This window comes from Streptomyces sp. NRRL B-24484, from assembly GCF_000717715.1.
Taxonomy (GTDB): Bacteria; Actinomycetota; Actinomycetes; order Streptomycetales; family Streptomycetaceae; genus Kitasatospora.
Genome location: NZ_JOAI01000022.1, coordinates 1 through 25,296 on the forward strand (window position 1 = coordinate 1; position 25,296 = coordinate 25,296).

A 25,296-nucleotide genomic window follows, 5' to 3' on the forward strand; every position below is an offset into this window, starting at 1 on the left:
GGCCGAGAACATCCGCCCGCTGTAGTTCTTCTGCCACGGCACCCGCCCGGCAGCGAGGGGCCCGCACCGCGTACACGCCCGGTGCGGGCCCCTCGGCATTGCACCTGGTCCCGCACTGCCTGTCCGCGGCCTACGGCCGGTCCGGGCGAGAGCGGCCTCCACTGGCCGAACCCGCGCCGAAGCACGGGGCGGGATTGCGCTCCCGGCGTCCTGTGGGCGCCGGGACTCAGCGCCTGCACGCCCCTCGTCACAGTACCGGCCTGTTGCCTTGCGGTCTTCGCCGGCGCGCCTGCGCCTCGCAGCCCTCTTCGTGGCGTGCCGTTCAGCAGAAGGCTTCCTCATGAACCGCTTCCCTCGCCCCTCCCCGTCGAGCACCCGGGGCCGGCCGCACAACAGCGTCGGCGGTTTCCCGTCGGCCGGCGGGCGGCACTCCACGGATCGCGGCCATCAGGACATCCCTCCGCAGGACGATCCCTCAGCGACCCCCGGCCGTACGGCACTGCCCGCCGTCACGTCCTTCGACGAGCTGGACCTGCCCACGGCCCTCATGGCGGAACTGACCCGTCAGGGCCTCACCTTGCCGTTCCCCATCCAGGCCGCGACGCTGCCCGACTCGCTGACCGGTCGCGACGTACTGGGACGGGGCCGCACCGGCTCCGGCAAGACCATCGCCTTCGGTCTGGCCGTCCTGGCCCGGCTCACCGGACGGAGGGCCCAGCCCCGCCGCCCACTCGCCCTGGTACTGGTCCCCACGCGCGAGCTCGCGCACCAGGTCGCCGAAGCCCTCGTCCCGTACGCCCACGCCGTCCGCCTGCGGACAGCCACCGTGGTCGGAGGGACATCGATCGGCCGCCAGTCCCAACGGCTCGGCCACGGCGCCGAGGTCGTCGTGGCCACCCCCGGCCGGCTGCGGGACCTCGTCCACCGAGGCGACTGCCGTCTCGACGACGTCACCGTCACCGTGCTCGACGAGGCCGACCAGATGGCCGACATGGGCTTCCTCCCCCAGGTCACCGACCTGCTCGAACAGGTCGCCCCGGACGCGCAGACCCTGCTGTTCTCCGCCACCCTGGACCGCAACGTCGAGCGCCTGGTGCAGCGCTTCCTGAAGGACCCCGTCACGCACTCGGTGGACCCGTCCACCGCCGCGGTCACCACGCTGGAACACCACGTGCTGCACATCCAGAACTTCGACAAGAGCGCCACGATCGCCCACATCGCCTCCCGCGACGGCAAGGTGATCATGTTCATCGACACCAAGCACGGCGCGGACCGCCTGGTCGACGACCTGCTCGCGAACGGGGTCAAAGCCGCCGCCCTGCACGGCGACAAGACCCAGCCCGAGCGTGCCCGCACCCTGGAACGGTTCCGCGCCGGCCAGGTGACCGCGCTGATCGCGACCAACGTCGCCGCCCGCGGCATCCACGTCGACGGCCTCGACCTGGTCGTCAACCTGGACCCGCCGACCGACCCCAAGGACTACCTGCACCGGGGCGGCCGGACAGCCCGAGCCGGCGCGTCCGGCACCGTCGTCACCCTCGTCCTGCCCAAACAGCGCCGCCACATGACACGCACAGCGACCGCGGCCGGGATCGCACCGACCATCACCAGGGTCCGCGCCGGCGATGACGAGCTGGCCCGCATCACCGGAGCCCGCGTCCCCAGCGGCGTGCCCGTCCTGATCGCCGAACCCGGCGGCGGACGACCGCGCCGAACCGTTTCCGCCGCCGGCCGCAGCCGCCGCTCCCCCAGCGCCCACAACTCACGCGCCACCAACAGCCCCCGGGAGGGCACCCCCAGGCACGTCGCCCCCGAATAGGACAACGCCGAGCCCCGACCACCGCCAACCCGGTGGACACGGAGAGCCCGCCCGTGCCCACCGCCATCGGCCACCCCCGAGCCACCACGGTCCGAGACCGCGTGCAACGACCGGAGCTGCAGATCAGCGGCGACACCGTGGTCGACACCGCCCTGGACATCCTGCGAAGCTCCGGCGCCGAGCCCACCCCATGCCGCTCCGGTCGGCAACCGCCTGCGCCCGCCACCTCGACGCCTGGCCGGTCGTGGACAACGACGGCCACGTCATCGGCCTGCTCTCCCTCTGGGCTCCGCTGCCCGGCACAGGTTCGAACCGGCATCCGACGCGCCCCCGGTGCGTCGCGCAGCTGCAAGCCGTGCCCTCGCCTCTGTCACCCCGTCCCGTTGCCGACACCGCCACACCATCGGCACGTCCTTCGAACACCCGGCTGCAGGACGGAAGTTCACGGGCCGGGTGATCATCTCCGGACACCCGACGAACCGTCCAGACCGCCACCACCGACACCGTCCCGGCCATCCGCCACGCAGCCCTGCGCGGACGTAGGCAGCCGGCCGTCGGGCAGCGGGACCACCTCGTCCGCTGGAGCTCGGCGGCGCCCCGCGCGACCCGGGCAACCTGTGGCCCGAGCCGCACTACGGCGCCAAGACGTCCTCCACCAAGGACGGCATCGAGACGAAGCCGAAGAACGCCGTCTGCAAGGGCACCATCACCCTCGCCCCCGCCCGCAACGCGATCCGCACCGGCCGGACCACCGCCCTCCAGGTCACCGGCATCGGCTGACCCGGCCGCTGCCGGCCGGCGGCCGGGTCGCGTCGGGCTCTGCCGGGTTCCGAGAGGCGCGCGCCACGGGCGTCGGCCGCTGCGCCCGGGCCGGCCGGTACGACACGGCCCGGCCGCCGGGGGGAGGACGGCCGGGCCGGGTACCACGGGGACGAGACGAGCCCCGCCTCGCGGAAACGACGATACGACCGACCGCTGTTCGGGGCGCGAAGGCGCGCGGCTCCCCGGCCGACAGGCGCAGGCGCGGCACCGGTCCGGCGGCCGCCCGGTCTACGCGGACGAGATCGGCCGGCTCCAGTAGAACGCTGCGCGGCGGGTGATGTCGGGCAGTTGGCTGTAGAGGGCGTCGCCGGGGCACTGGGTGCAGTAGGCGTCGCGGTGGCCGCTGATGGCGCGGAAGACGTGCCGGGTGCCCTGACGGTAGAGGCTCTCGGTGTTGTGGGAGGTCAGCACCGCGCTGCTGTCGGGGCGGGTGCCGCAGGCGGCCAGGCGCCAGGCCGCGAGGCGGGCGACGGCATCCAGGGCCGGCTCGGGGGCCGGGACGTCGGTGCAGGTGCCGATGACGGCGATCCCGACGGTCTCGCGGTTGAACCCGGCGGCGTGGGATCCGGCCACCACGCGGTGGATGTCCAGGGCGCCGCTGCGGCCCTCGTAGACGGTGCCGTAGCGGTCGACGAGGAAGTGGTAGCCGATGTCGTCCCACCCGCGGCGGTGCATGCTGTCGTACTGGATCTCCCGCACGATCTCCGCCGCATCGCCGGGGCCGTAGTCGTTGGGATCGGCACTGTGGTGCACGAACACCGCACGCACCACCTCGTCGAACACCAGCCGCCCCGACGCGGGCACCGCGCCCCACCCGGCCCTGGGCACCACCGGAACCGGCGGCCCATTGCCACCGGCACTCCCGGCGCCCCGGGGGGGAGGAGGCGCCGCCCGGCCGCCGCCGTGCGCAGCCGACCGCATCCGCAGCACTTCTGACCGAACATCACCTGGAACCGCCGACGGCCTCCGCTCCTCGGGGCCCACCGCCGCGGCCACGGCGGCGCCGAGCCCACCCCACGCCGCCCCGGTCAGCAACCGCCTGCGCCCGATCACCCTGCGCACCGTAGCGGCCCCTGCCCCTGCCACCCGCCTGCCACACCGGCCCGTCACCACCCCGGCCCACCCGCATCACCCGCGGCGCCCTGACCTCAAGCCAACTGCGCGACGCTCTGGCGGCCGACGCCCGGCGGTGTTCGCCGTACGCAACGCCGGCAGTGCACTCCCGTCTGGCTGAGCCGTTTCTGCAGCCCCTCCCGGTCAATGGCGACGGCTCGCGCACCCGACGGCGGACGCGGTTCGTCAGCGGGGCGAAGTATGTCTGCGTGTAGGTACCGGGTGCTACTGGGCACGGTGCGGCAGGCGTCGCGGCAAGCGGAGCGCGGCCGGTGGGCAAAGCCCCGGCGCAGCGCGACCTCGGTGACGGTAGTGGAACCGGGTCGGCGGCCGGGAGCACGCCGGAGGCGCAGTGCCAAGCAGCCGGGATCTCGTCTCCGCTCCTTTGCTGCGCACCCACTCCGCGTGACCGCCGTCTACCGACCGGGCAGCTGGTGCTGGCTGTTCCAGCTGCTGGCCGCGGCGCCCCCGACAGCAGCGACAGCCAGTAGATCTCCCGGTGGCTCCGGGACGGGGCGGAGGCCGTGCGATACTCCCGGCCGTGAGCAGCGGAAACAGTATTCGCGGGCCGCGCGCAGGCAGGCCGGCCCCTCGTCAGGTCCAGACCTGGCAGGTGGCGGAGCACAATGCGGCGGCCTGGATGCGGCATTGGGGCTATGACGATGCGCGAGCGCAGCCGGGCGGTGCCGATGGCGGCGTGGATGTCGTGTCCGGGCGGGCGTTGGGGCAGGTGAAGTATCAGGCGAGCGCCGTGGGTAGGCCCGAGTTGCAGCGGCTGTTCGGGGCGCGGGGCCTGGACATGGGCAAGCAGCTGCTGTTCTTCACAGGGAGCAGTTATGCGGCGACGGCTGTGGACTACGCAAACAAGAACAGCATTGCCCTGTTCGTCTACGCCCTCGACGGAACGATGAAGGCGATCAACCCGATCGCCCGTCAGATCAGCGCACCTCCCTCGCCCGCGATATCCGTTCCGGTCCAGGCTGACATGAGGAAGGCTCCATCGAAGCAGTCAGGTCTCAACGCCCGGCAAGGGGTGATCATTTTCCTGACCGTAGTCGCTTTGGGCGGGGTCGTCTCGGCGGTCGAGGGGCTCACGGGATACTCTCCCCACCGGGCCACCGGCAACGCCGCCGACAGTGCGTCGGCGATCCCTCCTGCGCAAGCAGCGGCCGCCTTCAAGGCCTACGCGGCGGAGCACGGCTCTCTCGAGCAGAAGGCCGCGGTGAACCATGTGTCCACGATCACCGAGACCGTGCAGCCGATTTCCGGTTTCGCTGTAGTGAATATCTACACCGATCTCGGGCGGTTCAGCGATAATTTCGACGAGGGACAGCTCGTGTCTTCCCTGTTCTCGGAATACCGCGGGGGCCGGAAACATGGGACTTTGACTGTTTACAACGGAGACCGTGCACCACTTGCATATGGCTCCTACTGAACGAGTTGGCCGCGGTCGGCGCCCGAGCCTTCGATGGGCGGGCGCCAGAGTGGGTGCTCTCTGCCCGCCGCGTCTTGGTCGACTGCCTGCACCAACGAGCTCCGTTGTGTTTTCGCCTCGAACCCCCAACGGGCTTGCAGGACCTGCGAAAACGCTGACTTCCCGGCCTTGGGTCAAGGCCCCACCGCTGAGCCGCAGGGGTGTGATCGGCAAACCTCCCTCGCAGAGCGGTCGATGCCGAGTGCCGGTCTCGGCCCGCGGTGGCCGGGGCGCGCCGACAAGCAGGGATGCCGGCCGGCGCGCTCGGGCCGAGGCCAGCGGTATCAGTCGAGGTGGCGGGCGAAGAACCGCACGGTGCTGTCGAGCTCGACGGCCGGCACCTCGGCGTGCTTGCCGGGGTTGGCGTGCAGGGTCTTCTCGGCCGAACCGAGGGCGTCGAAGAGGGCCAGTGCGGCGGCCCGCGGCACCCGTTCGTCGTCCCACTGGAGGAGGAACTCCACCGGGACGGTGATCCGCGCGGCGTCCCCGGCGGAGGCCGAGGCCCCGCCCAGGCCCAGGACCGCGGCACGGACCCGCGGTTCGGCGGCGACGAACGGTACGCCGAGCCCGCATCCCAGCGAGATCCCCCAGTAGCCCACCGGGCCGGCCCCGACGTGTGCCAGCCGCTGGACCGCGTCCACGACCGACCGCCACTCCGGGACGGTCCGGCGCGCCACCAGGGCCTGGAACTCGGCGATGAGCTGCGCCAGGTCCTCGCCCGCCTCGACGCGGGCCCGGTTCCCGGTCGCGATCCGGTCGAACTCCTCGTCCACCGGCCGGTCGCCGTGGCCGGGGACGTCGACCGCGACCACCGCACAGCCGCACTCGGCCGCGAGGCGGCGGGCCAGGCCCTCGATGTCCGGGTCCTTCTTGTGCCGGCCGCCGCCGTGACCCATCACGATCAGCGGACGGGGTCCGGCGGGCCCTTCCGGGGTCCACAGCACGCCGGGGACGCCGCCCAGGTCGAAGAGCTGCTCACGGACACCGCGGGACGACGATTCGGAGATGAAGCGCATGGGCGGTGAAGCCTTTCGGGATGCCTACTGCGGGCGTCCCCGGGCCATGCGGGGGAGGGAGGCCCGACCTGTCACAGCGTTGACGGGTCCCACCTCCTCGAATGCGCAGCGGCGCACGGCGGCACAGAAGGTATCACGAACGGTCTCGACCTCAAGCGGCCGGATGCCGCGGGAGACGAGGGGAGCTGACGAAGCATCGGGGCTCGTCCCTCGCGGGTGTCCGGTTGGCGCAAACTGCCCCGGGGCTCGGCGAGGCACGACCCGCCAGTGCGGCCCCGCGAGGGCGTACGGCCGGGTACCACGGGCCCTGGCCGTCGCCAAGGGGTCCTCCGGAAGCGACAACCGCCCACCCCGCCGATACTGACGAGGACGACCCGCATACCCAGGAACGCCGCACGGATGACCTTCTTCGACAGGCTCGGTCCGCACCGGGAGAGCCATGCCGCCGGCCGGGCCGGGTGGCTGCGGGCGGCCGTGCTCGGCGCCAACGACGGTCTGGTCTCCGTGGCCAGCCTGATGGTCGGCCTCGCCGCCGGTGGGGTGAGCACCTCCACCGTCGTCACCGGCGGCTTGGCGGGCCTGTCCGCCGGTGCGATGTCGATGGCCGCCGGCGAGTACGTCTCCGTCAGCTCCCAGGTCGATGTCGAAAGGGCCGACCGGGCCAAGGAGGCACGCGAACTCGCCGAGGCCCCCGAGGCGGAGCTCGACGAACTCACCGCCATCTACGAAGGCCGCGGTGTTCCGCGCGAGCTCGCCCGTCGGGTCGCCGAGGCCCTGCACGAGGCCGACCCGCTCGCGGCGCACCTGCGCGACGAGCTCGGCCAGAGCGAACAGACCGCCGCCAACCCGCTCCAGGCCGCGCTCGCCTCCGCCGCCAGCTTCCTCGCCGGCGGCCTGGTGCCCTTCCTCGGCCTGCTCGCCGGATCGGCCACCGCGCGCCTGTGGCTGATCGTCGCCGTCACGCTCTGCGGCCTCGCCCTGGCGGGCGTGCTCGCAGCCCGGGCCGCCGGCACGGCCGTCCTCCGGCCGACCCTGCGCGTCGTCCTCGGCGGCGGACTCGCCATGGCCGTCACCGCAGCCGTCGGCCAGCTCGCCCAGGTGTCCGGAGTCTGAGCCCCCGGGCACCACACGGCGAGAGCCGCCGACCGGCCGGGGACGGCCCCGAGCGCCGACGACCTCCTGGCCAGGACAGTGCCGGTCGACGTGCCACCCCTCACTACCTGACCGACGGCCGGGCCCACAGCCACTCGGCCATGCCGTACCCGGCGCCCCGACGGCGGGGGCGGCCGGCCGCGACGGCACGGTGGGCGTGCCGTCCGGCTCAGGATCCGGGCCGGACGGCCCAGGCCGTCCACTGCCCTGTTCGGACAGGCTGAAGAGAGCGGACGCCGAGGAGGTGGACATCCGCTCCCGTCGGGCGCTCCGCCGGCCGGGCCGGGAACGGCTGCGCGGAGCCGTCCCCGGCCAGCCGTGGAGATCAGGCCGAGGCCACGACCGCACCACCGGTTCGGTGCCGGACCGCCGGTCCGAGCGCCAGACCGCCAGGTCCGGTGACCGCGATCAGCAGGAAGGCCCAGCAGAACATCGCCGCGGGCTCGCCGCCGTTCTGGATCGGCCACAGGGCGTGCTCCTGGTGGACGCCGAAGTAGGCGTAGGCCATCGAACCGGAACAGAGCAGCGCGGCCGGGCGGACGGCCAGCCCCAGCAGGACGAAGGCGCCTGCAACCAGCTGGATGACGGCCGCCCACCAGCCGGGCCACTGCCCGACCTGCGGCGCCCTGCCGTGCGCGCCGCCGAGGACGCCGAACAGGGTCGCGGCGCCGTGGCACACGAAGAGGAGGGAGACCACGATGCGGAACAGCCCCAGCACGGTGGGTCGGGCGCGCTCGACGAGCAGCGAGAGGTCTGCGGACACAGGAACTCCTTGGGTGGGGACGAGGAGATCGGGCAGGCAGCCGAAATCGGTCGGGCGCGCGACGACGGCTGGCACCGGCTGCGCACTCGGACCGGAGGTGACGCCCGGACACCAAGACTGACGCTGTGTCATGTCCCTGACCAGACCTGTGAACCTCTGAACTTCCTCTGAGTCCCGCCGCCCAGGCCTCGTCCCGGATCTCGTCGGTCCGGACTCCGTCCGGGCAGCAGGGCGCAGCCGCCTGCCGATGCCCGGCGTCGGCGTGCCGGCTCCCCCTGCGCGACCCCTACGCTGGAGCCATGCACGACACGGGTACGGACACTGCGGCGGTACGGGTGCTCGTGGTCGAGGACGATGCGGGGATCGCCCGGTCCCTGGTCAGGGGTCTGCAGCGGGCCGGCTACGCAGCACAGAGCGTCGGGACGGGCCGTGCGGCCCTCACCGCCGTCCCGCCCCCGGACGTGGTCCTGCTCGATCTGGGGCTGCCCGACCTGGACGGCGTCGAGGTGTGCCGCCGGCTGCGGCAGCACGGCGACGCGGCGATCATCGTGGTGACCGCTCGGGGTGAGGAGGGCGACCGGGTCTCGGCCCTGGACGAGGGCGCGGACGACTACCTCGTCAAGCCGTTCGGCCTGGCCGAGCTGCTGGCCCGGATCCGCGCGGTGCTCCGCCGCACGCGCCCCGCCGAACCGGACCTGCTGCGCCACGGCGTGCTCACCGTCGACCCGCGGACGCGCAAGGTGAGCGTCGGCGGGACGGAGATCGCTCTGACTCCGAAGGAGTTCGACATCCTGGAGTGCCTGGCCGTCGACCCGGGCCGGGTGGTCTCCCGCCAGGAGATCCTGGAACGCGCCTGGGACCAGCACTGGTACGGGCCCACCAAGGTGCTGGACGTCCACGTGGCCGCACTTCGCCGCAAGCTCGGTGTGCCCGGCCTGGTCGAGACGGTCTACGGCCGGGGCTTCCGCCTCGGCGAACCGGGCTGAGCGGCGATGACCCGCCGGATCGCACTGACCGTCCTGGCCCTGGTGACCGTCCTCCTGGTGCTCGCCGTCGTCCCGCTGGGGGTGCTGCTGACGCAGCGTGAGGAGACCTCCTTCCGCGGCGCGGCCGAGGCCGCGGCACGGACGCTCGCCTCCGCCGCCGAGGAGAACCTCTCCGACCACAAGCCGGACACCGACCTGCGCGAGCTGCTCGACGAGACGCAGGACGAGGGCGGCTGCGCGGCCGTCTACGACGCCGCGGGCAAGGTGATCGCCCGCACCTCGTGCGCCGCCGCGACCTCCCGGACCGCCCGCGGCCTGGTGGCCGCGACCCTCGCCGACCCGCGCACGGTCGCCCACCGGTCCGGCGACACCCTGACGGTGGCCACGCCGGTCGGTGACAGCTCCGACGCGGTCGGCACGGTCGTGCTGGTGCGGTCCGCCGATCCGCTGGACGACCGGACCGCCGTGGTCTGGGCCTGGCTCGCGCTCATCGGCGTCGTCGGGCTCGTCCTCGGGACCCTGGTGTCGGTGCGGCTGGCCCGCTGGGTGGGGCGTCCGCTCCAGGCGGTCGACGCCGCAGCCCGCCGCCTGGGCGAGGGCGCGCTGGACGTCCGGGCCCCGGCGGACTCCGGGCCCGAGGAGGTGCGCCGGCTCGCAGCCACCTTCAACACCATGGCGGCACGCACCGAGGCCCTGGTGCACGGGCACCGGGCGGTGACCGCCGACGTGTCCCACCAGCTGCGGACCCCGCTGACGGCACTGCGGCTGCGGCTGGACCTGCTGGCTGCGGACGCCGAGGGCGAGGACGCGGTCGAGCTCGCCGGAGCCCAGGAGGAGATCGCCCGGCTGTCGCGTCTGGTGGACGGCCTGCTGGCGACCGCCCGCGCCGAGAACGCCGTACCCAGGCCCGTACCCGTGCGCGTGGACGAGGTCGTCGCGGAGCGGATCACGGCCTGGGAGCCGGTGGCCGCCGAACGGCAGGTGGACCTGACCTCGCACAGCCCCGGCCGGCCGGTCGTGTACCTCGGCGCCGGCGACCTGGAGCAGCTGCTCGACAACCTGCTGGCCAACGCCCTGGAGGCGGTGCCCGGAGGCGGTCGCATCCGGGTGGAGGCGGCATCCGCGGCGGCCTCCTTCGGGCCCGGTACGGAACTGCGGGTCGTCGACGACGGGCCGGGGATGAGTCCCGAGGCCCGGGCCACCGCGTTCCGGCGCTTCGGCAATCCGGAGGCACGCGGCACCGGCCTCGGCCTGGCCATCGTGCACCGGCTGGCGACCGCCAACGGTGGCACGGCCCGCTTGGAGGAGACCGTGGGCGGCGGTCTGACCGTGGTGCTGGAACTCCCCGCCGTCCCGCGCGGGCAGGGGTCGGAGCCGGGCCGTCCCCCGCAGCGGACGGCCTGAGCCCGCCACCGTCGGGCGGTCCGCCCTGCCCGTTCCCGACGCCGTGATCGGGTGCCCGCCGGCCTTTACGGGATCCGAAGGATTTCTGAACGGGATCCCGACCGCCCGTGTCGGACGCTGGAGACGGACGGTCCGGAGGCGACCCCACCGTCCACGCCCCAACACGACGGGTGCCGGGACGCCACCACCGGAGGTGCACCATGCCGGACTCCGACCCGCAGGACAGCTTCGCCGCCCGCCGGCGCGAGCGGGGGCTGCGCCGCGTCGGCGCGGTCACCGCAGCCCTCCTGACCACGGCCGCCGCGGGCACGGCGGTGCTCGGCGCGGAGTACCGCGCCCTGCTGTCGGGTGGCACCGCCGCGCCGGCGACGTCACCCGCCTCCGGGACGCCGGGCACGACCGGGACGACGGCCCCCCGGTCGGCCCTGCGACCTCCCTCCCGGGCCCCGGCCCCGGTCGCCCCGCACAGCCGGGCACCGTCCGCCACCACCGGTGCGTCATGACCGCCACGACCGCGCGGCACACCACCACGACGTTCACGGCCCTCGGAACGACGGCGGTGCTGCTGGTCGCCGAACCCGCCGCCATGGCCGCCGCCCTCCGGGTGCTGGAGGAGGAGCTCGCGGCGATCGACCTCGCGTGCAGCAGGTTCCGGCCCGACTCCGAGCTCTCCCGGGCCAATGACGCCGACGGAGCGGTCACCGCCGGACCTCTGTTCGCCGAGGCGATCGACGCGGCGCTGCGGGCGTCCCGGGCGACCGACGGCGCGGTCGATCCCACGGTCGGGCCCTCCGTGGCGGCACTCGGCTACGACCGCACCTTCGCCTCCGTCCGCCCCGACGGCGTGGGTCCGGTCACCGCCGTCCGGCCGTCCGGATGGCGCACCGTCGACTGGAACCCCCGAACGCGCCGGCTGTACCTGCCGCCGGGCACCGCGCTCGACCTCGGAGCGACGGCGAAGGCACTGGCCGCGGACCGCGCGGCCGCACGGGCGGCACACACGGCGGGTTGCGGCGTCCTGGTCTGCCTCGGCGGTGATCTGGCAGCAGCCGGCCCCGCCCCGGCAGGGGGCTGGCAGGTCGCGGTCGCCGACGACCACGCGGCCCCGGTGGACGGGGCGGGTCCGGTGGTGTCCGTCACGGGCGGCGGCCTGGCCACCTCCGGCACCACCGTGCGGAACTGGCGGCGGGGCGGCCGGGTCCTTCACCACATCGTGGACCCGGCCACCGGGGACGTCCCGGCCCCGCTCTGGCGGACGGTCAGCGTCGCCGCGGCGACCTGCGTGGACGCCAACACCGCCGCCACCGCGGCGATCGTGCGGAGCGCGCACGCCCTCGGGTGGCTGCACCGCCTCGGCCTGCCGGCCCGTCTGGTGCGGACCGACGGCTCCGTGGTGGTCGTCGGCGGCTGGCCGGCGGACCCGGCCCCCGCCCCTGCGCCCGGCAGCGGCCCCGGTGCCGGGCCGGAACCCGACGGCCCGGCGGGAGGTCCCCGATGACCGGCACCGTCCAGCTCGCGACCACCGCACCGAGCCCGCTCTGGTACGCGACCCGGGCCGGCGGCACCGTCGCCCTGCTCCTGCTCACGGCCACCCTCGTCCTGGGGATCGCCGCAGGCGGCCGGTACGCGCCGAAGCGGATCGCCCGGTTCGAGATCGGGGCTCTGCACCGCAACCTCGCGCTCCTCACCACGGTGTTCCTCGGCCTCCACATCGCCACCGCGATCGCCGACCCGTTCGTCCACCTGAGGTGGCTGGACGCGGTCGTGCCGTTCGCCTCCTCCTACCGCCCGTTCTGGCTGGGCCTCGGCGCCCTCGCGGTCGACCTGCTGCTCGCCGTCCTGGTGACCAGCGCGCTACGGCTACGGATCGGCCGCCGGAGCTGGAAGGCGGTGCACTGGCTCGCCTACGCGCTCTGGCCCCTGGCGCTCCTCCACGGGGCGGGGACCGGGACGGACACCCGACTGACCCTGCAACTCGGCCTCGCCGCCGGCTGCCTGGCTGCCGTGGTGGCGGCGGTGTGGTGGCGCCTGCTCCGGGCCGGCCCCGGTCACCGGGCCGGCCGGCTGTGGGCCGCCCTGGCGGCGGCAGCCGTCCCCGCCCTCGTGGCGGCGCTGCTGGCGGCCGGGCCGGCACGGACCGGATGGGCGCACCACGGCGGCAGCACCGTACGGCCCGGCACCGTCGCCACCGACCGGCAGACCGCCGGCGACGACGGCGGCAACGGAGGGGAGGACGGGTGATCCCCCGGACCCGCGCCGTGGCAGCGCCGCAGCCCGCAGGCATCCCCGAAGGACCGGCAGGCGCCCGGCTGCTGCACGGCTGGTACAGCACGGGCGGCCCGGCCGGACTGGCCGAGCACCTGGAGCGGTACGGCCCACCGCCCACCGCGTCCGGACACCGGGCCGCCGACCGACTGATCCGGGCCGTTGAGGAGGCCGGCCTGACCGGGCGCGGCGGCGCCGCCTTCCCCACCGGCCGCAAGCTCCGCGCGGTCGCCGCGCGGCGCGGCCGGGCCGTGGTCGTCGCCAACGGCATGGAGAGCGAGCCGGCCAGCGGCAAGGACGCCGCTCTGCTCGACCTCGCCCCGCACCTCGTCCTCGACGGCGCCGTCCTGGCCGCGGCGGCCGTGGGAGCATCCGCCGTCCACCTCTGTCTGGCCCGCACACGGCCGTGGCAGCTCGCACGGCTGACCGCGGCCGTCGACGAACGCGGCCGGGCGGGTCTCGACCGGCTGCCCGTCCGGGTGCACGCTCTGCCCCACCATTACGTCTCCAGTGAGGAGACCTCGCTGGTGCACTGGCTGAACGGCGGTGACGCCCGTCCCACAGCCACCCCACCGAGGCCGTTCGAGAAGGGCGTGGGCGGGCGCCCCACGCTCGTCGACAACGTGGAGACCCTGGCCCACCTCGCCCTCGTCGCCCGCTACGGACCCCGGTGGTTCCGCAGCGCGGGCAGCCCGGACGCGCCCGGGACGACCCTGGTCACGGTCTCCGGGGCGGTCCGCGCCCCCGGCGTCCGGGAGATCCCCCTCGGCACCCGGGTCGGGTCCGTCGTCGAAGCCGCCGGCGGCGCGTCGGAGCCGCTCGGCGCGGTCCTCGTCGGCGGGTACTTCGGCAGCTGGCTGCCGCTCTCCGCCGTGAGCGTGCCGTTCAGCAGGAACGGCCTCGCCCGGCTCGGCGCCGGGCCCGGCGCGGGGGTACTGGTCGCGCTCCCCCGCGACGCGTGCGGCCTCGCCGAGACCGCCGGGGTGCTCCACCACCTCGCCGTCCAGAGCGCGCGGCAGTGCGGCCCCTGCCGGTTCGGGCTGCCCGCGGTCGCCGACGACTTCGCGCGGCTCGCAGCCGGGCACACCGACCCCGGGCTGCTCGACCGGCTGAGCCGCCGCGCCGGGCTGCTGGCCGGGCGCGGTGCCTGCCGCCACCCCGACGGCGCTTCGCGGCTCACCGCGACCGCCCTGGAGGTGTTCGCCGAGGACGTGCGCCGGCACGTGCTGGGCGGGCCGTGCGGCGCCGCCGGGCGACGCTCCGTTCTCACGGTGCCCGATGCGGCAGACCCGGAGAGCGAGGGATGGCGGTGAGCGGGCACCGCCGCCTCACCGTCGACCGCATCGCCTGCGACGGCCGCGGCCTCTGCGCCGAGCTGCTGCCCGAACTGGTCGTCCCCGACGAGTGGGGCTACCCGATCCTCGTCGGGCCCGACGTCCCCGACGAGTTGCTGTCCGAAGCCCGGCGCGCGGTCGCGGCCTGCCCTGTCCTCGCCCTGCGGATCGAACGCACCCGTCCCGGCCGTACGTGACCTGAACCACTTCTTAGTGCCCGCTCGGGCACACTGCTCGCGGCCTCGCACCGGGCGGGCCGCCGTCCCGCGCAGCCCTGCGCGGCCCTGCACCAGCGGAAGGCGGAGCCATCACATGGTCTCGACAGGCAGCGACGCAGCCCCGGCCGGCAGTGCCGCGCCGATCCCGGCGGGCCGGCTCGGCGGGCCGGAGGGGAACCGGCGGCTGATCGCCGCCACCGGCGCCCTCCTGCTGCTGCTCCTGGCGGCCCAGGGCGTGACCATCCTGTTCCTGGACCGGCTCCTCACCTGGCACTTCTTCATCGGCATGCTGCTCGTCGGCCCGGTCGTGCTCAAGCTGGGCAGCACCGGCTACCGCATCGTGCGCTACTACACCGGCAGTCCCGCCTACCGTCGGCAGGGGCCGCCCCATCCGCTGCTACGACTGCTCGGCCCGGTCGTGGTCGCCACCACGCTCGCCGTCCTGGCCACCGGGGGCGCCCTCGCCCTCCTGGGCCGCGACACCGGAGCCGTACCCGTCCTCTTCCTCCACAAGGCCGCCTTCGTCTGCTGGGCGGCGGCGACCACCGTCCACGTCCTGGCCCACGTGTGGCGCCTGCCCGGGCTGATCGGCGCCGACCTGCGGCTGCGGGCCGCCCGGCACGGCCGACCCCGCGTCCGGGGAGCCGCGATCCGCTGGTCGCTGCTGCTCACCGCACTCGGCGCGGGACTCGCCCTGGCGCTGGCCGGTGCACCGACGGCCGGCCGGTGGCACGCGTCCACCCACCACGCCACGCGGCACCACGACCACCGTGCCGCCGCCGCACGGCCTGCCCTCGACCGGATCCCCGGGGCCCGGCTCACATGACCTCGCGCAACGCGGCACCCGCCCGAGCCGTCGGATCTCCGACCCGACTGACCGAAGTGGACCGATCGCACCCTCGCCGCACGCGGCGGTCGTCGAACGATGCCCCGACAGCCGTGCCCGGGCCTCCCTCGCACCGGACGTCACACCGGCCCGGGGAAACCGCGGAGAAGCCGCCGATGGCGGCTCAGCCGTGGGAGAAGGAGATCCTCGGAAGGATCCGGTCGAGCCGGGCAAGGGTGTGCCAGGCTGCCCGGCCGGTCAACCGGAGGATGTCCGGGAGCAGGACGAGGCGAACCAGGGCGGCGTCGAGTGGGACAGGGCGGGCAGCAGGGGCTGACCGGAGGCGACGAGGGGGCCGGAGGCGAGGACCAGGACGGCAAGAGTGGGTGGCCCCCTCGGGAATCCCGCAGTCCGCGCCGCACGCCGTCCCGCGAAGGAGGGTCATCCGGTTCCGGCCGCGAGTTCACGGCCGGAGAGCGACCAGGCGGCGACGCCTCCCCGGACGGAGGCCGCGTCGAAGCCGACCCCGGCAAGCAGTTCGGCTCCGACCTTGCTCCGGTTTCCGGACGCGCAGATCACCATGACCGCTCGGTCGCGGGGCAGGCCGACAAGACTTCCGGCCAGCATCCCCAAGGGGACCCAGCGAGCACCCGGCACGTGCCCCTCGGCGAACTCGAAGGCCTCCCGCACGTCGAGCACCACCGCGCCCGTATCACGGGCTGCACCGAACGCCTCGATGTCGACTTCCCTCACCATGTTCCAACCCTTCTTAATACCCTGGGGGGTATATTCAGCCTACGGCAACACTCACCGCGGGAAGTGCATTCCGCCGCTTGCGCACCGGCCGTGGCGTACTCGCGCACGAGCAGCAGACACACGACATCCCGGGCGAGGGCTCGGAGGAACTCATGGAAGAGGTCCCGGTCGGCCGAGGCACCGGTTCGGGTCGCCGCCCTGCGGCCCTCCTGCTCACCACGGCCGGGCCGGGAACGGCTGGTCCGCCTGGCGGACGACGCACCGGCAGGGCATCGGGAGATTCCCGGGCGCCCTCCGCCACGGGCAGCGCGCCGCGTCGGCCGCCGCGCCTGTCGGCGATGAGCCTTCGACCGCCGAAGGCGGCGTCCGCGATCGGCCGGTGCCCCGGCACGGCGTGCACCCGTCCGGGCGTATCCGGCGGTGTCGAGGACCGGCTTCCCCCTCGCGGGGACCGATCTGTGCGACACATGGAGGCGGACGTCGGCGAGGAGGGTGCACGGCATGACGGCGCGCAGCGGTGCCCCTGGTACGGCGGCCGAAGGCGGTGTCATCGGCACCGACGGCCTGGCGGCCCTGGTGGAGGTGCTGCTGGCCCGGGGCTTCACCGTGGTGGGCCCGACCGTGCGGGACGGGGCTATCGTCCTCGACGAGCTCAGCACCGCCGATCAGCTGCCCTACGGCTGGGGTGTCGAGTTGGCGGCCGGGTCGTACCGGCTGCGCGAGCGGTCCGACCGCGCGGCCTTCGCCAACGCGGCGGGCCCACAGTCCTGGAAGTCCTACCTGCACCCGGCGCGGGTCCGGCAGTGGCGGGCCGACCGGTCGGAGGGCGGTCTGGCGGTGGAGTCGGACGAGCCGATGCCGCACCGCTTCGCGTTCCTCGGGGTGCGACCGTGCGACCTGCGCGCCATCGCCGTCCAGGACCGCGTCATGGTCGGCGGGCGGCACCGCGATCCGGTCTACGAAGGCCGGCGGACCGGGGCGTTCCTGATCGCGGTCGAATGCACCGAACCGGGCGGTACGTGCTTCTGCGTGTCCATGGGCACCGGCCCGGCGGCAGGCCCGGGCCACGACCTCGTCCTGACGGAGGTGACGGACGCGTCGGACTCCGCGGGCCACCGGTTCTGGATCCGCAGCGGGAGCCCGGAGGGCGCCGAGGTCCTCGCCGAGCTGCCGCTGCGGCCCGCCGACGCACAGACCGTCGGCGCCGCCCGTGACGGCGTCTCCTCCGCCGCCGGCCGGATGGGCCGCAGCATGCCGGAGGTGGACCTGCACCGGCTGATGGCCGGCACGCTGGACGCCCCGCGCTGGAACGAGGTCGCCGAGCGCTGCCTGACGTGCGGGAACTGCACGATGGTCTGCCCGACCTGCTTCTGCACCACGACCGAGGACGTCACCGACCTGACCGGCGACCACGCCGAGCGGTGGCGGGTGTGGGACTCCTGCTTCGACCTCGACCACTCGTACGTGCACGGCGGCCCGGTGCGCGCGTCCGCGCCGAGCCGCTACCGGCAGTGGCTCACCCACAAGCTCGGAACGTGGTGGGACCAGTTCGGCTCCTCCGGCTGCGTCGGGTGCGGGCGGTGCATCGTCTGGTGCCCGGTCGCCATCGACATCACCGAGGAGGCGGCGGCCCTGCACGACTGGGCCGGGCTGCGGGCCGAATCGGACGGGGACGGGGACGGGCGGCCGTGACGGAACCGCAGCCGCAGCCACTGCTGGACGGCCTGTCCGACCTGCACCGGGCCCGCCTGCTCGGGCTCGCCGACGACCGCGAATTCCCCGCGGACAGGCGCCTGTTCGACGAGGCCGGGGCGGCCGACCGGTTCTGGCTGCTCCGCTCCGGCGAGGTCGCCCTCGATCTGCACGTGCCCGGGCGTCGTCCGCCGGTGGTCGAGACGGTCGGCGCCGGCCAACTGCTCGGCTGGTCCTGGCTCTTCCCGCCGTACCGCTGGCACCTCGGCGCCCGGACCCTCGGCCCGGTCTCCGCGTGGGAGTTCCCCGCGCACCGGGTACGGGCGCTCTGCGGGGCCGAGCCGGAGTTCGGTCTCCGACTCACCCTGCACTGCGCCGCCGTGATCGCGGAACGGCTCCAGGCCGCCCGGCTGCGCCTGGTGGACCTCTACGCACCGGACGGAGGCGGTCCGCCGTGAGCACCGTGCCCGTCCCGTACCGGGTGCTCTCGTCCCGGCCGGAGACCCCGGGCTGCGTCTCGCTCACCCTGGCCGCGGACGGCGTGTCCCTGTCGGCCTTCTCCCCCGGGCAGTTCGCCATGCTGTACACCTTCGGCGTCGGGGAGGTGCCGATCTCCGTCAGCGCCGTCGGCGACCGGACGCTGACCTTCACCGTCCGCACGGTCGGCGCCGTCTCGGCGGCGCTGTGCCGGCTCGCCCCCGGCGAGGCCCTCGGTGTGCGCGGCCCGTTCGGCACCGGCTGGAACCTCGACGGGGCGGACGGCTCCGAGGTCCTGGTGGTCGCCGGCGGCCTCGGACTGGCCCCGCTGCGGCCGGCCGTGCACCGGCTCCTGGGCCGGGCCGCCCGTCTCGCCGTCCTGGTGGGGACACGCACCCCTGCGGACCTCCTCTTCCCCGGCGAACTCGCCGCATGGAGCGACCGGTGCCGGGTGGAGGTGACGGTGGACCGGCCGACTCCGCAGTGGCGGGGCAGCGTCGGGGTGGTGACCGCCCTGCTCGACCGCGTGGCCGTCGGGGCGGGCACCGCAACCGCCCTCGTCTGCGGGCCGGAGGTGATGATGCGGCGCACCGCGGATGCGCTGCTCGCACGCGGCATGCCGCCCGAGCGCATCCAGCTCTCGCTGGAGCGCAACATGCGCTGCGGAACGGGACACTGCGGCCACTGCCAGCTGGGGCCGCTGCTGCTGTGCCGCGACGGCCCGGTGGTCGGCTGCGCGGTCTCCCGACAACTGCTCGCGGTGAGGGAGCTGTAGACATGGACGATGCCGACCGGCCGACCCTGGCGGTGTGGAAGTTCGCCTCCTGCGACGGCTGCCAGCTGACCCTCCTCGACTGCGAGGACGAACTGCTGCCGCTGGCCGGACGGGTGCGCATCGCCCACTTCCTGGAGATGAGCGGCGCCGAGGGCACGGGCTCCCGGGGTCCGGCCGGCCTTGGGGGTGCAGGGCCGTACGACCTGTCGCTGGTCGAGGGATCGATCACCACGGACGAGGACGCCCGGCGGATCCGGCACATCCGCGGCATCTCCCGGCGCCTGGTGACCATCGGCGCCTGCGCGACGGCCGGCGGTGTGCAGGCGCTGCGGAACTTCGCGGACGTCGCCGAGTTCCGCTCCGCCGTCTATGCCCGCCCCGAGTTCGTCGCGACACTCGGCACCTCCACCCCGATCTCGGCGCACGTCCCGGTCGACTTCGAACTGCGCGGCTGCCCGATCGACCGGCGCCAACTGCTGGAGGTGATCACCGCGTACCTGACCCACCGCAAACCCAACATCCCGGCGCACAGCGTCTGCTACGAGTGCAAGATCCGCGGCACCACCTGCGTCACCGTGGCCCACGGTACTCCCTGCCTCGGCCCGGTCACCCACGCCGGATGCGGGGCCATCTGCCCCGCGTACGAGCGGGGCTGCTACGGATGCTTCGGACCGGTGACCGACCCCAATCTGGAGTCGATGGTGCGCCAACTCGGCCGGGACGGCATGTCCGAGCTGGATGTCGTCCGCGTCTTCCGCACCTTCAACGCCGCGGCGCCCGAGTACGGTCCGGTGCCGGAGATCGCCGAAGGGCTCGGCACCGAGGGGCCGCAGTGAGCCACGGGTCGTCGCGAGTCCTGCGGTTGGACGCCCTGGCCAGGGTGGAGGGCGAGACTGCCGTCCGGCTGCGCCTGCAGGAAGGCGAGGTTGTCGCCGCCGAGCTGCGGATCTACGAGCCGCCCCGCTTCTTCGAGGCCTTCCTGGTCGGCCGGGGGCACACCGAGCCACCCGATCTCACCGCCCGGATCTGCGGGATCTGCCCGGTCGCCTACCAGATGACGGCCTGCCAGGCCATCGAGGCCGCCTGCGGGATCACCGTCGACGGACCGATCGCGCAATTGCGCCGGCTGCTGTACTACGGCGAGTGGATCGAAAGCCAGTCCCTGCACATCCACCTGTTGCACGCCCCCGACTTCCTCGGCTGCGCCGATGCCGTCGAGGTCGCCCGCGGACACCGGGGAGCCCTGGAACGCGGGCTGCGGATCAAACAGGCGGGCAACGCGGTGGTGGAGGTCCTCGGCGGGCGCCCGATCCACCCGGTCAACGTCAGGATCGGCGGCTTCCACAGGGCCCCGGCCCGGGCCGAACTCTCCCCACTGGCGGAGCAGCTGCGCCGCGCGCGGGACGAAGCACTGGAGACGGTGCGCTGGGTCGCCGGATTCGACTTCCCGGAGGCCTCGTTCGACGGGGAGTTCCTGGCCCTGCACGACCCGGGCCGCTACGCGATCGCCTCCGGCGAGCCCGCCGTGCTGCCCGCGCCGGAGAGCGGAGGCGTCCCGCGCGGCTTTCCCGTCACGGATTTCGAGCACCGCGTCGTCGAGGAGCAGGTGCCGTACTCGACGGCGCTCCAGTCGCGGCTGGACGGCCGACCGCACCTCACCGGAACGCTCGCCCGCTACGCGCTCAACGGCCGCTGGCTCCACCCGACGGCCGCCGAGGCGGCACGCGCCTCGGGACTCGGCGATCCCACGGCGGGCGTGGTGTGCCGCAACCCGTACCGCAGCATCGTCGTCCGGGCCGTCGAGGTGGTGCACGCCCTGGAGGAAGCGCTGCTGATCATCGAGGGGTACCGGCCGCCGGAGCGGGCGCACGTGACGGTGCCCGCGCGGGAGGCGGTCGGCTGCGCCGCCACCGAGGCACCCCGCGGCCTGCTCTACCACCGCTACGCGCTCGGCCCCGACGGTACCGTCACCGGGGCCCGGATCGTGCCGCCCACCGCACAGAACCAGGCGGCGATCGAGGAGGACCTCCGCCGCCAGGTCGGAGCCCGGCTGGCACAGTCCCCGGCCGAGGCCGGGGACGAGGGGCTGGCCGCGTTGTGCGAGCGGGCCGTCCGCAACCACGACCCGTGCATCTCCTGCGCCACTCACTTCCTCGACCTCACCGTGGAACGGGAGTGACCGGCCGGGTGGTGGTGATCGGCGTCGGCAATCCCTTCCGCCGCGACGACGGCGCCGGGCCGGCCGTGATCGAGTCCCTGCGGGTGCGGGGTGCACCGGCCGCCGTGCTCGCCCTGAGCGACGGGGACCCGGGCCGGTTGCTGGAGCTGTGGGGTCCGGCCGACACGGTGGTCCTCGCCGAGGCGGTGCGCTCCCCCGCCGACCGTCCCGGGCGCCTGCACACCCTCCGGGCCGGGCGGGCCGCCTCGCTGGCGGCCGCAACGGCCAGCACCCACGGGCTGGGCCTCGCAGAGACGGTGGCCCTGGCCGCCGCCCTCGACCGGCTGCCGAGCACCCTGGTCGTCCACGCCGTCGAAGGCGCGGACTTCACCCCCGGGCTCGGCCTCACCGACGCTGTCCGGGCGTCCCTTCCCGCCCTGGTGGAGTCGGTGGCCGCCTCCGTGCGGGCCGCACTATGGCGACAAGCACGGTGACCCGGCCGGCAACCAGGGCCGTTCTCCGAGCGGAACGGGGCCGCCCGACCCCGGCGGGAAGCCGTCGCCGAGGAGACGGTGGACGGCACGGTCGTCCTCGCGATCGCCGGCGGAACAGTGGCGCCAGGAGAGCAAGCCGCGAAGCCACAGCCCGTACACACGCCGAGGAACGCTGTCGTACGGCGGGCCCGGTGAGGCGGCCACACCGGCCCGCCCCCTCCGCCATCACCGGCACCCAGCCGGGGAGCCTGCTCGGCACGCCCCACAACCGTCCCGTCGGCCGGCACTGACCTGAAGCGAGGCCTCCGCCGCAGGCGCTGCGGAGCGTCCAGCCACGGGCAGGCGGCCCGTGCCCGTCCGTCCGCAGGATCAGGGCCGAACGGCCCCAGCGGCATGCCGGTCCCCCGGCCGACGCTGGTGGTACGGGCGCAGGCGCAGCGACCCGGACGGTGGGTCATGCGCCTCACCCGGCCGCATGCCGGAGGAGGCGACGGAGAGATGACCGAAAAGCGGACCCGGGCTCCCATGCACGTCAAGACCTGGACACTCAAGCTCGATCTGTTCGAGGACGGGGACACGACCACCGCGCACGGCGTGCTCGACACCGGCGACAACGTCCTGGAGAGCCGAAGCAGCGCCCACCGCAGCCCGCAGGATGCCGCCGTTCCCGAGATCGGCGACGAGTACGCGGCCGGCCGTGCCCTGATGGAGCTCGGACACCGGCTCCTGGTCGCAGGCATGCACGACGCCGCGGCCAATACGCCCGCCACCAGCGGCTGATCCCAGGAGGAATCATGACCGGCGACCGGTCAGGACAAGCGATTGTCGTCGGCGTGGACGGCTCGGAGCAGTCCCGGCGCGCCCTGCGCTGGGCGGTCCGCCAGGCCGGGCTGACCGGCGATGCGGTGCGGGCGGTCATCGCCTGGGAGCCGCCGTTCACGGGGTGGGGCGCGGACGTCCCCGCCTCCGGGGAGAAGGCGATGAACGACATCGCGTCGAGGGTGCTGGCGGAAAGCGTGGAGAAGGCGGCGGGCGCCGAGCCTGCGGTCGAGATCAGCACGGCGGTCGTCCAGGGCACTCCCGCGCAGGTGCTGCTGTCGGCGGCCGGCGAGGAGGACGTGGTCCTCCTGGTGGTGGGAAGCCGGGGAATCGGCGGCTTCACCGGGGCACTGCTCGGGTCGGTGGGACAGCACTGCGCGCAGCACGCGCCGTGCCCGGTCCTGATCGTGCGCGGCCCCTAGACATTCCGGGCCGTGTCTTCGAGGGAGAGCCGTGTCTTCGAGGGAGAAGGGAGTGAACCATGCGCAGGCAGCCGACGGGCACCGGGAGCCCAGGAGTTCCGGCCGGGCAACGGGGTGATGTCGCACGGCGCGTGACGCTGTGCAGGGAGCGGCTGGGGCTCAGCCGCGAGGAGGTGGCGGAGCGGGCCGGCATGGCGGTGGAGTACCTGGAGTACCTGGAATCGTCCGCCGCCGTACCCGACTCGGCGCCCCTCACACGGCTGGCGGGCGTGTTGGGCACCTCGGTCCGTACGCTGCTCGGTGCCGGCACGGAGGTGCCGCCGGGGCGTGCGGCAGCCGCCGCGGAGCCGGTGGTCGAGGAGCTGGCGCCGGCGGAGTGCTGGGCGAAGCTCGCCTCCGGCGGGGTCGGCAGGGTGGTGCTGTCCACCGGGAGCGGTCCCCTTGCCCTGCCCGTGAACTTCCGGGTGTCGGACGGAACGGTGGTCTACCGCACGGCGGAGGGAAGCAGTGTGTGCCCGGAGCCCGGCACATCCCTGGCGTTCGAGGTGGACCTCGTCGACGAGGCGTTGAGCTCGGGTTGGAGTGTGCTGGTGAGGGGCACTGCGGTCCGGCTCGACGAGCCTGGGGCCGTCGAGCGTCTGAAGCGCCGGGGCCGTCCCGAGCCATGGGTCGGTGAGGGCCGCGACGTCTACGTCCGGATCCGGACCTCGTCGGTGACAGGACGGTCCATCCGCACTGACGGCCCCGCGGCAACCCGTTGAGACCACGACCGGTGCTGCCCGTCGTCCAGGGGCGGCGCGGTCGTGCGGCGGACCGCCGTCGTAGCGGCGGCGGTCCCGGTCCGTCAGCGTTCCGGCGCTCCGTGTGGGGTCGATGGCCACCTCTGCCGGAGGCGCACCCGGTCAGCTGCCGGCCTGGTAGGCATGCGGGTGTTCGAGGCGGGCCTCGGTGTCGTCCTCGGTCCAGTCGAGCGTCTGGTGGACGGCCACGACTCCGTCGACCGCGCGGCACAGCTGCTCGGCGACCGGGATCAGGCTGCGTCGCGGGAGGCGGCCGGTGACGGTGACGACACCGTCGTGGACGGTCACCTCGACGTCTTCCGGCGGGGTCCACAGGATCTGGCCGAAGACGTCGTGCGCGATCTCCTCGCGGATTGCCGCGTCGTGCCGCAGGAACACCTGCAGCAGGTCGCGGCGGCTGACGATGCCGACGAGCCGGCCTGCCTCGTCCACCACGGGCAGCCGCTTCACCTTGTGCTTGTCCATCTGCCGGGCGGCCTCCGGCACGGACCAGGTGGGCCGGGCGGTGATGGCCGGTGTGGTCATCAGGCCTCCGGCCGTCTCGGCCTCGGCGCGGGCGCGGTCCTTCGGCGGCAGCCAGCGCCCCGGTGTGCGGCCCTCGGGGTCGGGCAGGACCGCTTCCTTGCGGATCAGGTCCGCCTCGGAGACCATGCCGATCGGCCGGTCCTGTTCGTCGAGGACGGGGACGGCCGTGATGTCGTTGCGGTGGAACAGGGCGGCGACCGCCTTGAACGGCGTGTCCGGCCTCGCGGTCACCACCTCTTGGGTCATGACTTCGTGAACGCTCCGGTGCTGCATGGTTCTCCTCCTCCTCGGTGGATCAGGGCCTCACTCGGGCGCGGTCATTTCGGCCGCGTGCCGGATCCGGTCGGTGACCGGGACGACGCCGTCGATCGGACGGCACAGCCTGTCGACGACCGCCGCCGGGGAGGGCGGGTCGATGGTGCCGCTGAGCGTGACCCGTCCCTGATCGACTTGGAGGTCCACGGCGGCGGGTCGATGCCGTCGATACCGCCGAGGACCTCGTCGGCGATCTGCTCCGCGATGGCCCGGTCGTCGCGGAGGAAGGCCTTCACCGGGTCGGCCCGGCTGACCGTGCCGACCAGCAGGCCGTCGGCGTCCACGGCCGGCAGGTGCTTCACTCGGTTCCGCTCCATGTGCCGGGCGGCGGCGACCACGCCGGCGTCGGCGGTGATGCACACGGGCGGGGCTGACATCAGGCCCGCCGCCGTGGCCCGGTCGCCTTCGGGGCGGGGCACGGTGCGGATCTCGTCGGGGTCGTCCTGGACGGCCTGGACGTGCATCAGGTCCGTCCGGTCCACCTGGAAGCCGACGTCGGAGCCGGCCGCGGTGGCCGCGATGCCGAAGTCGGACGTGCGGTGGGCGACAGCGCGGCCGTCGACGGTGCAGTTGACCGGCAGGACGACCGGGTAGTGGTGCCCCGGCAGTGCGATCCGGCCGACGCCGTGGGTTCCCGGCCGGTCCCGGCACTCCTTCCCGGTGAGCCGGAGCAGTCGGGCGCGCCGGGCCGCGTGTGCGTGTCGCGGGGGCTCGTCGGGGCGGCCGTCGACGAGGTCGTTGCGGCTCACGCCGAGGGCGTGCGCGAGACGGAACATGGCCACTCCCTCGGACGGCCCGGCCAAGCCACTGGTTGCCGGGGTTCCCTTTTCAGCGTCGGTCCGGGGACGGCGTCCGCACCATGGGCCGGACG

The 25,296-nt window shown here is 74.3% G+C and carries 26 protein-coding genes; 20 read left to right on the plus strand and 6 right to left on the minus strand.

Going from position 1 to position 25,296, the window contains the following annotated elements; translation table 11 throughout:
* Positions 1 to 340 precede the first annotated feature (340 nt).
* Positions 341 to 1,819: a DEAD/DEAH box helicase gene (locus tag IE98_RS0120310; RefSeq protein ID WP_078661156.1), complete on the plus strand. Its 1,479-nt coding sequence runs from the start codon at positions 341 to 343 to the stop codon at positions 1,817 to 1,819.
* 1,050 nt (positions 1,820 to 2,869) lie between these two features.
* Here IE98_RS0120310 and IE98_RS0120320 read toward each other — a convergent pair.
* The gene (locus tag IE98_RS0120320; RefSeq protein WP_159400990.1) at positions 2,870 to 3,445 is read right to left on the minus strand and encodes an N-acetylmuramoyl-L-alanine amidase; all 576 of its coding nucleotides are present in this window, start codon (positions 3,443 to 3,445) and stop codon (positions 2,870 to 2,872) included.
* Between the two features lie 850 nt (positions 3,446 to 4,295).
* On the opposite strand from IE98_RS0120320, the gene IE98_RS46525 reads away from it, so the two are divergent.
* On the plus strand, positions 4,296 to 5,189 hold the full coding sequence (locus IE98_RS46525; protein WP_078661158.1) for a restriction endonuclease: 894 nt from the start codon (positions 4,296 to 4,298) through the stop codon (positions 5,187 to 5,189).
* 323 nt (positions 5,190 to 5,512) lie between these two features.
* On the opposite strand, the gene IE98_RS0120330 is transcribed toward IE98_RS46525, so the two are convergent.
* Positions 5,513 to 6,244 carry a dienelactone hydrolase family protein gene (locus tag IE98_RS0120330; RefSeq protein WP_030270859.1) on the minus strand — a complete coding sequence of 244 codons (732 nt, stop codon included), beginning with the start codon at positions 6,242 to 6,244 and terminating at the stop codon, positions 5,513 to 5,515.
* Between the two features lie 399 nt (positions 6,245 to 6,643).
* On the opposite strand from IE98_RS0120330, the gene IE98_RS0120335 reads away from it, so the two are divergent.
* Complete coding sequence (locus IE98_RS0120335) at positions 6,644 to 7,357, plus strand: VIT1/CCC1 transporter family protein (RefSeq protein ID WP_030270861.1); 714 nt, start codon at positions 6,644 to 6,646, stop codon at positions 7,355 to 7,357.
* Positions 7,358 to 7,721: 364 nt separating this feature from the next.
* Here the strand turns inward: IE98_RS0120335 and IE98_RS0120340 are convergent, their stop codons facing one another.
* Positions 7,722 to 8,159 (minus strand): DoxX family protein, encoded by a 438-nt coding sequence (locus IE98_RS0120340; RefSeq protein ID WP_030270863.1) that lies wholly within the window; start codon positions 8,157 to 8,159, stop codon positions 7,722 to 7,724.
* Positions 8,160 to 8,458: 299 nt separating this feature from the next.
* Between IE98_RS0120340 and IE98_RS0120345 the strand changes: the two genes are divergently transcribed.
* The 8 genes from IE98_RS0120345 to IE98_RS0120380 all read left to right on the plus strand — a co-directional run bounded on the left by IE98_RS0120345 (position 8,459) and on the right by IE98_RS0120380 (position 15,192).
* Positions 8,459 to 9,145, plus strand: a complete 687-nt coding sequence (locus IE98_RS0120345) for a response regulator transcription factor (RefSeq protein WP_043174674.1) — start codon at positions 8,459 to 8,461, stop codon at positions 9,143 to 9,145.
* Between the two features lie 6 nt (positions 9,146 to 9,151).
* The gene (locus IE98_RS0120350; RefSeq protein WP_030270867.1) at positions 9,152 to 10,549 is read left to right on the plus strand and encodes a HAMP domain-containing sensor histidine kinase; all 1,398 of its coding nucleotides are present in this window, start codon (positions 9,152 to 9,154) and stop codon (positions 10,547 to 10,549) included.
* A gap of 200 nt (positions 10,550 to 10,749) precedes the next feature.
* Positions 10,750 to 11,052, plus strand: a complete 303-nt coding sequence (locus IE98_RS42755; RefSeq protein WP_043174676.1) for a hypothetical protein — start codon at positions 10,750 to 10,752, stop codon at positions 11,050 to 11,052.
* Positions 11,049 to 12,047 (plus strand): FAD:protein FMN transferase, encoded by a 999-nt coding sequence (locus IE98_RS0120360; RefSeq protein ID WP_052390732.1) that lies wholly within the window; start codon positions 11,049 to 11,051, stop codon positions 12,045 to 12,047. Before IE98_RS42755 ends, IE98_RS0120360 begins: the two co-directional genes overlap by 4 nt.
* Positions 12,044 to 12,790, plus strand: a complete 747-nt coding sequence (locus IE98_RS0120365; protein WP_063748975.1) for a ferric reductase-like transmembrane domain-containing protein — start codon at positions 12,044 to 12,046, stop codon at positions 12,788 to 12,790. Before IE98_RS0120360 ends, IE98_RS0120365 begins: the two co-directional genes overlap by 4 nt.
* Complete coding sequence (locus IE98_RS0120370; RefSeq protein ID WP_234443608.1) at positions 12,787 to 14,127, plus strand: NADH-ubiquinone oxidoreductase-F iron-sulfur binding region domain-containing protein; 1,341 nt, start codon at positions 12,787 to 12,789, stop codon at positions 14,125 to 14,127. The genes IE98_RS0120365 and IE98_RS0120370 overlap by 4 nt, the downstream gene beginning before the upstream one ends.
* Entirely contained in the window at positions 14,124 to 14,345 is a 222-nt protein-coding gene (locus IE98_RS0120375) for a ferredoxin (protein ID WP_199922939.1), read from the plus strand. The genes IE98_RS0120370 and IE98_RS0120375 overlap by 4 nt, the downstream gene beginning before the upstream one ends.
* Before the next feature lie 115 nt (positions 14,346 to 14,460).
* Positions 14,461 to 15,192 (plus strand): hypothetical protein, encoded by a 732-nt coding sequence (locus tag IE98_RS0120380; RefSeq protein WP_030270878.1) that lies wholly within the window; start codon positions 14,461 to 14,463, stop codon positions 15,190 to 15,192.
* Positions 15,193 to 15,633: 441 nt separating this feature from the next.
* Here IE98_RS0120380 and IE98_RS0120385 read toward each other — a convergent pair whose 3' ends face one another.
* Complete coding sequence (locus tag IE98_RS0120385) at positions 15,634 to 15,948, minus strand: rhodanese-like domain-containing protein (protein ID WP_030270879.1); 315 nt, start codon at positions 15,946 to 15,948, stop codon at positions 15,634 to 15,636.
* Between the two features lie 501 nt (positions 15,949 to 16,449).
* Between IE98_RS0120385 and IE98_RS0120390 the strand changes: the two genes are divergently transcribed.
* From IE98_RS0120390 to IE98_RS0120430, 9 genes are all read left to right on the plus strand, one after another.
* A complete protein-coding gene (locus tag IE98_RS0120390; protein WP_030270881.1) occupies positions 16,450 to 17,640 on the plus strand; it encodes a 4Fe-4S dicluster domain-containing protein in 1,191 nt (396 codons plus the stop codon).
* A complete protein-coding gene (locus IE98_RS0120395) occupies positions 17,637 to 18,098 on the plus strand; it encodes a cyclic nucleotide-binding domain-containing protein (RefSeq protein ID WP_063748976.1) in 462 nt (153 codons plus the stop codon). The genes IE98_RS0120390 and IE98_RS0120395 overlap by 4 nt, the downstream gene beginning before the upstream one ends.
* On the plus strand, positions 18,095 to 18,892 hold the full coding sequence (locus IE98_RS0120400; RefSeq protein ID WP_030270885.1) for an FAD/NAD(P)-binding protein: 798 nt from the start codon (positions 18,095 to 18,097) through the stop codon (positions 18,890 to 18,892). The genes IE98_RS0120395 and IE98_RS0120400 overlap by 4 nt, the downstream gene beginning before the upstream one ends.
* Positions 18,893 to 18,894: 2 nt before the next feature.
* Complete coding sequence (locus tag IE98_RS0120405) at positions 18,895 to 19,728, plus strand: oxidoreductase (RefSeq protein WP_030270887.1); 834 nt, start codon at positions 18,895 to 18,897, stop codon at positions 19,726 to 19,728.
* Complete coding sequence (locus tag IE98_RS0120410) at positions 19,725 to 21,071, plus strand: Ni/Fe hydrogenase subunit alpha (RefSeq protein WP_030270890.1); 1,347 nt, start codon at positions 19,725 to 19,727, stop codon at positions 21,069 to 21,071. The genes IE98_RS0120405 and IE98_RS0120410 overlap by 4 nt, the downstream gene beginning before the upstream one ends.
* Positions 21,068 to 21,544: a hydrogenase maturation protease gene (locus tag IE98_RS0120415; protein WP_030270891.1), complete on the plus strand. Its 477-nt coding sequence runs from the start codon at positions 21,068 to 21,070 to the stop codon at positions 21,542 to 21,544. The genes IE98_RS0120410 and IE98_RS0120415 overlap by 4 nt, the downstream gene beginning before the upstream one ends.
* Before the next feature lie 498 nt (positions 21,545 to 22,042).
* Positions 22,043 to 22,324: a dsRBD fold-containing protein gene (locus IE98_RS0120420; protein WP_043174678.1), complete on the plus strand. Its 282-nt coding sequence runs from the start codon at positions 22,043 to 22,045 to the stop codon at positions 22,322 to 22,324.
* 14 nt (positions 22,325 to 22,338) lie between these two features.
* Entirely contained in the window at positions 22,339 to 22,785 is a 447-nt protein-coding gene (locus IE98_RS0120425; RefSeq protein WP_030270895.1) for a universal stress protein, read from the plus strand.
* A 59-nt stretch (positions 22,786 to 22,844) separates the two neighbouring features.
* Positions 22,845 to 23,546 (plus strand): pyridoxamine 5'-phosphate oxidase family protein, encoded by a 702-nt coding sequence (locus IE98_RS0120430; RefSeq protein ID WP_052390733.1) that lies wholly within the window; start codon positions 22,845 to 22,847, stop codon positions 23,544 to 23,546.
* Positions 23,547 to 23,687: 141 nt separating this feature from the next.
* Here the strand turns inward: IE98_RS0120430 and IE98_RS0120435 are convergent, their stop codons facing one another.
* The gene (locus IE98_RS0120435) at positions 23,688 to 24,383 is read right to left on the minus strand and encodes a CBS domain-containing protein (protein ID WP_030270898.1); all 696 of its coding nucleotides are present in this window, start codon (positions 24,381 to 24,383) and stop codon (positions 23,688 to 23,690) included.
* Positions 24,384 to 24,427: 44 nt separating this feature from the next.
* Positions 24,428 to 25,201, minus strand: a complete 774-nt coding sequence (locus IE98_RS44800; RefSeq protein ID WP_052390734.1) for a CBS domain-containing protein — start codon at positions 25,199 to 25,201, stop codon at positions 24,428 to 24,430.
* Between the last annotated feature and the right edge of the window lie 95 nt (positions 25,202 to 25,296).

Excerpts from the sequence above, each read along its gene's own strand:
- IE98_RS0120310 (WP_078661156.1), top strand. The coding sequence starts at position 341 with ATGAACCGCTTCCCTCGCCCCTCCCCGTCGAGCACCCGGGGCCGGCCG.
- IE98_RS0120330 (WP_030270859.1), bottom strand. The coding sequence starts at position 6,244 with ATGCGCTTCATCTCCGAATCGTCGTCCCGCGGTGTCCGTGAGCAGCTC.
- IE98_RS0120335 (WP_030270861.1), top strand. The coding sequence starts at position 6,644 with ATGACCTTCTTCGACAGGCTCGGTCCGCACCGGGAGAGCCATGCCGCC.
- IE98_RS0120345 (WP_043174674.1), top strand. The coding sequence starts at position 8,459 with ATGCACGACACGGGTACGGACACTGCGGCGGTACGGGTGCTCGTGGTC.
- IE98_RS0120350 (WP_030270867.1), top strand. The coding sequence starts at position 9,152 with ATGACCCGCCGGATCGCACTGACCGTCCTGGCCCTGGTGACCGTCCTC.
- IE98_RS42755 (WP_043174676.1), top strand. The coding sequence starts at position 10,750 with ATGCCGGACTCCGACCCGCAGGACAGCTTCGCCGCCCGCCGGCGCGAG.
- IE98_RS0120360 (WP_052390732.1), top strand. The coding sequence starts at position 11,049 with ATGACCGCCACGACCGCGCGGCACACCACCACGACGTTCACGGCCCTC.
- IE98_RS0120365 (WP_063748975.1), top strand. The coding sequence starts at position 12,044 with ATGACCGGCACCGTCCAGCTCGCGACCACCGCACCGAGCCCGCTCTGG.
- IE98_RS0120380 (WP_030270878.1), top strand. The coding sequence starts at position 14,461 with ATGGTCTCGACAGGCAGCGACGCAGCCCCGGCCGGCAGTGCCGCGCCG.
- IE98_RS0120385 (WP_030270879.1), bottom strand. The coding sequence starts at position 15,948 with ATGGTGAGGGAAGTCGACATCGAGGCGTTCGGTGCAGCCCGTGATACG.
- IE98_RS0120390 (WP_030270881.1), top strand. The coding sequence starts at position 16,450 with ATGACGGCGCGCAGCGGTGCCCCTGGTACGGCGGCCGAAGGCGGTGTC.
- IE98_RS0120405 (WP_030270887.1), top strand. The coding sequence starts at position 18,895 with ATGGACGATGCCGACCGGCCGACCCTGGCGGTGTGGAAGTTCGCCTCC.
- IE98_RS0120420 (WP_043174678.1), top strand. The coding sequence starts at position 22,043 with ATGACCGAAAAGCGGACCCGGGCTCCCATGCACGTCAAGACCTGGACA.
- IE98_RS0120425 (WP_030270895.1), top strand. The coding sequence starts at position 22,339 with ATGACCGGCGACCGGTCAGGACAAGCGATTGTCGTCGGCGTGGACGGC.
- IE98_RS0120430 (WP_052390733.1), top strand. The coding sequence starts at position 22,845 with ATGCGCAGGCAGCCGACGGGCACCGGGAGCCCAGGAGTTCCGGCCGGG.
- IE98_RS0120435 (WP_030270898.1), bottom strand. The coding sequence starts at position 24,383 with ATGCAGCACCGGAGCGTTCACGAAGTCATGACCCAAGAGGTGGTGACC.
- IE98_RS44800 (WP_052390734.1), bottom strand. The coding sequence starts at position 25,201 with ATGTTCCGTCTCGCGCACGCCCTCGGCGTGAGCCGCAACGACCTCGTC.